The following is a 6,531-nucleotide window of genomic DNA, read 5'->3' as shown; positions in this document are numbered from 1 at the left end:
GTTCCTGGCACGGCTCCCGGCCCCGCCGCCAGACTGGCTGCCAGCCCGGGCCTGGCCGCCGCCGCGCCGTCCGCGAGAGTGATCCGGTAGGTCCGCTTGCCGCGCACCTCGCGCGCGATCAGGCCGTCGCGCTCCATCCCGGAAAGCAGTTGCGCGAACGCGACGCTTGAGCCTGGGTAACCGACGGCCTCGGCGAGCCTGGTGCTGGCCATCCCCGTCGGGTCGGCGATCTCGTCGGCCGCGGCAAGATGAGCGATGATCCTGTCCCGGGTGCCGACGGCCCGCCGCCTGCCCGCTGTTCGTTTACTGCCGGCGCGCGCCGGTCTCGACCCTGCCATTTGCAGCCCCCCACCTGAGCTCTCCTACGCGATGCAATCATGCACGTGCACATGGCTGGTGCACTCTTCATGATAGTACTGCCTGACCAGGCACTACCCGGGCTGGGAACGCCGCTATCACAGACCGAGACGCGGTAACGGGAACGGCAGACGCGCGCCGGAACGTTATCATTTCGAGCTTGTGATGATAGGCAGCCCGGGTAAGAGGTTCAGAGACTGGCCTGTGGGGGAGCCGCCGAGCCTGTCCGCCGGGTGGCCTGGGCCCGGCTACCATACGTCCAGAGCCTCCCTACGACTACCAGGGGCGACACCGATCATGAGTTCAGGTCTCGCTGGTGGCGGCCTAGCCCGCCAGGCGGCCTAGGGTCGCCGTGGACATCGACGTCAGCCTCGACTACGGGGTCACCCTGCTGGCCGCGCTGCTGATCGGGACCGGGTTCGTCCTCCAGCAGCACGCGGCGCAGCGGGAGCCGGACTCGCGATTCCTGCGGCTGCGGCTGATCACCGGCCTGCTGCGCTCCCCGCGATGGCTGGTGGGCATCGGGTGCATGGTCGGCGGCCAGGTACTCGCGGCCTGGTCGATCGGGCACCTGTCGCTGGCGTTCGTCGAGCCCTTGCTGACCACGAACCTGGTCTTCGCGCTGGTGATCGCGGTGCCCTTGTCCAAGGCGTCGCTCACAGTCTGGGAGGTGCTCGGAGCGGCGGTGCTGATCACCGGGGTGGCCCTGCTGTCGGCGTCGAGGTCGGCGAAGCCGATCGGCCTGTCGTTCGGCTCAGTGTCACACTGGTTTGTCGCCGCGGTGATCGCCGGCATCGCCGCCCTCGCCGTGCACGCGGGGCTCCGCCGTCAGGGCCGGTCCCGGGCCCTGCTGACCGGGGTGGGCGCGGGCCTGGTGTTCGGCATTCAGGACGCGCTGACCAGGCAGACGCTGGAGATCTTGCAGTCCAGCGGGATCAGCGCGATGTTCACGACCTGGGCGCCGTACGCGCTGGTGGGCGCCGGCGCGATCGGCATCTGGCTGATGCAGAGCGCGTTCAACGCCGGCCCGCTGAACGAGTCGCTGCCGGCCATCTCGGCGGGCGAGCCGCTGGTGGGCCTCCTGCTCGGCGTCATCGTGTTCGGTGACCGGATCCAGGTGACGCCTGCCCTGCTGGCGATGCAGGCGGCCGGGATCGTCGCGCTCGTGGTCGGCGTGATCATGGTGGCCAGGGCGCCGGCGCTGTCCCAGCTGCGGTCCTGGACACCGCCGAGCATCCCGCACCCGATACACCAGATACATCCGATACACCAGATCCACCAGATACACCCGATACGCCCGCTGCACGGCATCCACTTGCGCAAGGAGGACGGGTCCGCGCCCGCGGACATGACGCCCGCGGACATGACGCCCGTGGACATGACGCCCGCGGACATGCCGTCCGTGAACGGGCAGACGGCGAACGGCCACGCCGAGTCCACCGGGGCCCACCACGCGCCCGGAGATGAGAGCGACACGGCCAGCGAGACCGCGCAACAGTCAGGACCCGATCTGCGCGGCTTAGGTCTTCGGGTTACGGGCTACGGCGTCGCGAAGTTACGTTCTGGGCCGTTCGCTGACCCGCTCGCGGATGGCCCCCGACGAGGCCCAGCCGCGCACCGTCGCGCCACGGGCGCCGGCGCCGAGGAACCGCTCGAGCGCGGTGCCGATGCCCCCTTCGTCGCCGATCAGCTTCCTGATCGTGAGGATCATCGTGGGCAGCGCCCAGAAGTCTCCGCACACCCACAGGATCGCGGCGCCGATCTGCTGGTCGGCGAACGGCGGCAGCGTCACGCCGGGCACGTGGTCGTAGGCCGTGTAGACCGAGTGGCTCACGAAGATGCTCAGCGACATCGCGATCATGATCATCACGACGTTGGTCGCCAGCAGCGCCCCGGCCCTGCCTAGCAGCGGCATCTGGCTGCGGAACGGCGGCGACGGGATGAACTGGAGCCAGAACAGCACGCCAGCCGCGAAGAAGCTGCCGTGCATCAGCCAGATGTGCACCGCCTGGTTGCCCTGCGCGAGGTCGAACAGCGCGGGGATGTGCCACGCCACCATCACGACGTTGAACGTGATCACCGCGACCCACGGACGCAGGAAGAAGCCGCTTGCCGACCGCAGCGGCCGGGACCAGCCTCTGGTCATGACACCGCGGGTCACCGACTGGCCGGACCGGCCAGGCAGCGCGGCGAGCAACGGCTGCCACGGCGCGCCAGCGACGACCAGCGACGGAGCGGCGAACATCAAGAGCAGGTGCTGCACCATGTGCACCGTGAAGTAGGAATCGGCCCAGTAGTCCAGCGGCGATTCGACCGCCAGGAGCAGCACCGCGAGACCGAGGTAGAACCACAGCGACCGCAGCCGCCGCTCCCTCGTCCGCTCCGGCCTGGACCGGCTGGCCAGCCGCCGCAGCCCGATCTCGTGCCATACCACCACGACGAGCGCGACGATCAGGAACGGGTCGAACGACCAGTTATCCAGGAGGTAGTGCACGCGCTCACCCTACTTAGCAGTACCTCGCACCGGGAGAGGCGCTGGCCAAGATGAAAACAATGTCATCTGGGCGGTCAGCTGGGCGGCGTGGCGGCTCAGGCTGCTTTCGCCTTGGCGGCGGGCTTGCCGAGGCCCCAGATGGCGGCGGAGAAGACGGTGATGCAGAACAGCAGGAACGTGATGACGTGCACGCCGGTGCAGTACTCGCAGATGTCCTGGATCTGGACCACCTCGGCGTAGATCAGGTACATCACGAACCCCATGCCAGCGACCATCGAGACGAGCCGCAGCAGGCCGACTTCCCGGCGCTGTATCTGCCAGGCCCACGGGGTCATGAGCGCGGTCACGACCACGTAGAACGCCAGCCCGAGCACGGCCACCGGGAACACGCCGAACACCATGGACTGCGAGCTGGTGATCACGGCGGTGCAGTTGAACGTGCCGTTGCCGCCGGTTGGACAGCCGGCCAGGTGCGACCCGTTGAAGTGCGCGTACGTCTCGTACGCGGACAGCCCGAGCCCGACGATGGCGAGTGCCAGCGTGGTGAACTGGAGCCAGATCGGCGGGCCGGCCGGCCTGGCTGGCGCGACAGGCTCAGCCGTGACGGCCGTTGCCTGCCGCTTCGCACGGCCGGGACCACCTTGCGCCGTTTCCCGCGGCTGCTCCGCCTGCGCTCCTGCTGCCTGCGGCTTTGCCGACGCTCCCTGCGGCTTTGCCGACGCTCCCTGCGGCTTAGCTGCGGGTGCCTTGGCCGCCTGGGACCCTTTGGCCCCCTGCGGCTGCTGCCCCTGCTGCTTCGGCGCGGCGGTGCGCGCCGCGGGACGGGCGCCCCCGGACCGGTTCCGGGACCGTGCCTTCGAGCTTGCCATCGGGGTTGCTCTCCCGTGCTGTCATCGCGGCGGCTGGTCGCTGCTCAGCTTACAGCCGGTAACCGCGCCGCGGCCTGTCAGGTGCTAACTCGCGAACTTGCTCTCCAGCGCCTGGATGGCGGGCGTACAGGCACTGGCCGGCTGGTTGTTCGTCATCTTGCAGATGCCGGCGGTCATGTAGTTGGCCGAGCCGAGCACGCCCTTCGCGATCGCCGAATTCGGCTGCGTCATCGCCGTGGCGATCTGGCTCCAGCTCTTGCCGTCGATGACGGTAGGACCGTACGGGGACAGGTTGCCGACCTCGACGTACTTGTTGCCCATGTCGATGAACGGGATCGCGCCGCTGTAACCGTTGGCGCCCGGGTCGTACTGGGTGAGCAGCGCCTGCTGGGCGGACGTCGGTGTCTGCAGGGTGACGTAGGGCACGCTTGTGTCGCTCGAGTTCCCCTGCCGCTCGTTCGTGGTCTCCTCGACGGGGGTGAAGGTGATGTACGGGCTGGTGTACTTCGAGCCGTAGAACGACCACGTGGGCGTGTTCGGGTCGGTGTCGCTGCTGGACGAGTGGATCGTCTTGAGCCCGGAGAACGTGCCGAAGCGGCTCAGCGACGCGATCATGGCCCAGCGCTGGGCGCCGCAGAACGGGCAGTATTCTGCGCCGATATACAGGACCTCCGGCTTGCCGCCCGAGGTGAGCGGCTTGCCGTTGACGGTCGCGAAGTACCCGGCGTTCGCCGCGCTGGCGGCCGGGATCTCGCTGGCCGGTATGAAGTCGGCGCTGCTGACGGTGCCCGCGCCCACCTGGTCCTGAACGCTCGCAGGGACGGTGGTCACCTGCTTGGTCAAGGTGGTGAGGGCGGTGCCTGTCGGCCCGTTGCTCGACGCCCCGGCCGAGCCGCCGCCGCTGTTGACCTTGACCAGGACGAAAGCGAGCACCACGACGATCACGGCGAGGATGGACCCGCCGGCGATGTAGATCCGCTTGCGCTGTTCAGCGCGCCGCGCCGCCTCCCGCTGCGCCGCGACACGCGCGCGCCGATCGGGTGCCTGCTTGGTCCTGCTCGCTTTGCCCATACCGCACATGGTAGGGGGATTTGGGCGCGCTATGTCCGGTCTGCGCCTGAGAGATACCTCTGGGTAGCCCGAACGCGACCTGACCTATACAAACGGGCAAGTCGCCGCCGTCCACGTCAGATCTTCGCCTGCAACGACTGCACCACCGGCGTGCACGCGGACGCCGGCTGGTTGTTCGTGAGCCCGCAGATCGCCGCGGTCATGTAGTTGGCGGTGCCGAGCACGCCTGCGGCTACCGGGCTGCCGGGGTTATGCAGGTCGGCCGCGATCTGGTTCCAGGTCAGCCCGCCCAGCACGCCAGGATCGTAGGAGGCGCCGACGGTCAGGTACTTGTTGCCGTAGCTGATGAACGGGATGGCACCGCCGTTGGCGGAGTCGTATTTGGTGAGCAGCGCCTGCTGCTCCGCGGTTGGCGTCTGCAGCGGGGTGTAAAAGCCGGTGGAGGGGTCGGGGACGTTCGTGTACGTCTCGACCGGGGTGAACGTCAGGTACTTGCTCGCGTAGCTCGCGTGCGCGAACGTCCAGGTCGCCGTGTTCGGATACGGCTCGGCCTGCCCGGCGCCGTCCTTGGCCGCCGAGTGAATGAGCCCCAGCCCGCTGAGCGTGCCGAAGCGGCTGAGCGCCACCACCATCGCCCAGCGCTCGGCGGCGCAGTACGGGCAGTACTCGGCGCCGATGTAGAGCACCTCCGGCTTGCCGCCGCTGGTGAGCGGCGCGCCGCTGATCGTCTTTGGCGGGGAGGTCGTCGCTCCTGCCCCGATCTTGTCCAGGGTGGCAGCCGGGACGGAGGTTGTCGTGGTGACGAGGCTGGCGACCGCCTGGCTGGCCGGCGCGGCTGAGGGGCTGCTGCCGCTGCCGCCAGTCGTGGAATTCCCGCCGGCCAGGACGAGCCCGAGGACAATCCCCACGACCGCGACGATGGCGCCGCCCGCGATCAGGATCCGGTTCCTGGTTCGCGTACGCTGCGCGGACGCCCGTTGCGCCGCGATCCGCGCGCGCCTGTCAGAACCTTGATTGGCCACGTTCGCCCCGCCCATCCGGCCAGCCCCGCATGCGATGCGTTGCGCAGCCATCACTACGCGTATATCGCCCCGCACTGCTCGTGATTAGATGGCCCCATCGTAGGCCCCGCGCCAGGCGGGGGTGCCCCAGGGGCGTCAGGACTGAGGGTAAGAGGCCGGCCCCGCGACAGGAGTGAGGGGGGGTGCCGCGGGGGCCGGCCGTAGGCAACCGCGACGCGCCGGGGGTATGGTGGCCGGCCCGGCCGTCGGTTGCTTATTCAGTGATAATCGGTGTATCTCCACGTGATCTAGATATTTTCTAGAGGCGGGACCTGGAGTCGGGTAATCTCCGTATCAATAACCGTCTGATCGCGTTGTGTAGCAGGCCCCTGGAGCAGGCAATACCTGTAGCAGGAAGCACCTGGAGCAGGCAGGGCGAGGCAGGCCGGTTGTGCCGAGCACGAAGGGGGCAGCGAGGCTGTGGTGTCGCTGCGGGTGGGTGTGCTGGGGCCGGTGACGGCTTGGCGGGACGAGCGAGAGATCCAAGCGGGGCAGCCACGGCAGCTGGCGGTTCTCGGCATGCTCGCGACGCGCGCCAATCGCGTGGTATCCCGCGGCGAGCTGGTCGACGCGGTGTGGGGCGAGGAGCCGCCGGCCACCGCCGAGGGCGGCATCTACACGTACGTGGCGGGCCTGCGGCGGGCCCTGGAACCGGACCGTCCCCGCCGCGCCCCTGACC

The 6,531-nt window shown here is 69.0% G+C and carries 6 protein-coding genes and 1 pseudogene; 2 read left to right on the top strand and 5 right to left on the bottom strand.

Annotation, left to right across the window (positions count from 1 at the left end; all coding sequences use genetic code 11):
* Nucleotides 1–338, bottom strand: a 338-nt coding sequence (locus WA805_RS04765; RefSeq protein ID WP_425241735.1) for a hypothetical protein, incomplete at its 3' end; no start/stop codon positions are given.
* A 371-nt stretch (nt 339–709) separates the two neighbouring features.
* Here WA805_RS04765 and WA805_RS04760 point away from each other — a divergent pair.
* Nucleotides 710–1,492: pseudogene (locus tag WA805_RS04760) on the top strand (DMT family transporter); the annotation flags it as partial.
* A 420-nt stretch (nt 1,493–1,912) separates the two neighbouring features.
* On the opposite strand, the gene WA805_RS04755 reads toward WA805_RS04760, so the two are convergent.
* The 4 genes from WA805_RS04755 to WA805_RS04740 all read right to left on the bottom strand — a co-directional run bounded on the left by WA805_RS04755 (nt 1,913) and on the right by WA805_RS04740 (nt 5,864).
* Nucleotides 1,913–2,851 (bottom strand): cytochrome c oxidase assembly protein, encoded by a 939-nt coding sequence (locus WA805_RS04755; protein WP_424561494.1) that lies wholly within the window; start codon nt 2,849–2,851, stop codon nt 1,913–1,915.
* A gap of 95 nt (nt 2,852–2,946) precedes the next feature.
* The gene (locus WA805_RS04750; RefSeq protein WP_425241734.1) at nt 2,947–3,720 is read right to left on the bottom strand and encodes a vitamin K epoxide reductase family protein; all 774 of its coding nucleotides are present in this window, start codon (nt 3,718–3,720) and stop codon (nt 2,947–2,949) included.
* An 84-nt stretch (nt 3,721–3,804) separates the two neighbouring features.
* Complete coding sequence (locus WA805_RS04745) at nt 3,805–4,791, bottom strand: DUF929 family protein (protein WP_422271476.1); 987 nt, start codon at nt 4,789–4,791, stop codon at nt 3,805–3,807.
* Nucleotides 4,792–4,907: 116 nt separating this feature from the next.
* Complete coding sequence (locus tag WA805_RS04740) at nt 4,908–5,864, bottom strand: DUF929 family protein (RefSeq protein ID WP_425241733.1); 957 nt, start codon at nt 5,862–5,864, stop codon at nt 4,908–4,910.
* 441 nt (nt 5,865–6,305) lie between these two features.
* Between WA805_RS04740 and WA805_RS04735 the strand changes: the two genes are divergently transcribed.
* Nucleotides 6,306–6,531: AfsR/SARP family transcriptional regulator (locus WA805_RS04735; protein ID WP_424561496.1), on the top strand; the 226-nt coding region annotated here is incomplete at its 3' end.

Origin of the sequence: Trebonia sp. (assembly GCF_049794275.1) — a bacterium.
In the GTDB taxonomy this organism is placed as follows: domain Bacteria; phylum Actinomycetota; class Actinomycetes; order Streptosporangiales; family Streptosporangiaceae; genus Trebonia.
The sequence above is the reverse complement of the archived record's forward strand: the minus strand, read 5'-3'. Positions and strand labels throughout refer to the sequence as shown.

Excerpts from the sequence above, each read along its gene's own strand:
- WA805_RS04750 (WP_425241734.1), bottom strand. The coding sequence starts at position 3,720 with ATGGCAAGCTCGAAGGCACGGTCCCGGAACCGGTCCGGGGGCGCCCGT.
- WA805_RS04745 (WP_422271476.1), bottom strand. The coding sequence starts at position 4,791 with ATGGGCAAAGCGAGCAGGACCAAGCAGGCACCCGATCGGCGCGCGCGT.
- WA805_RS04740 (WP_425241733.1), bottom strand. The coding sequence starts at position 5,864 with ATGGCTGCGCAACGCATCGCATGCGGGGCTGGCCGGATGGGCGGGGCG.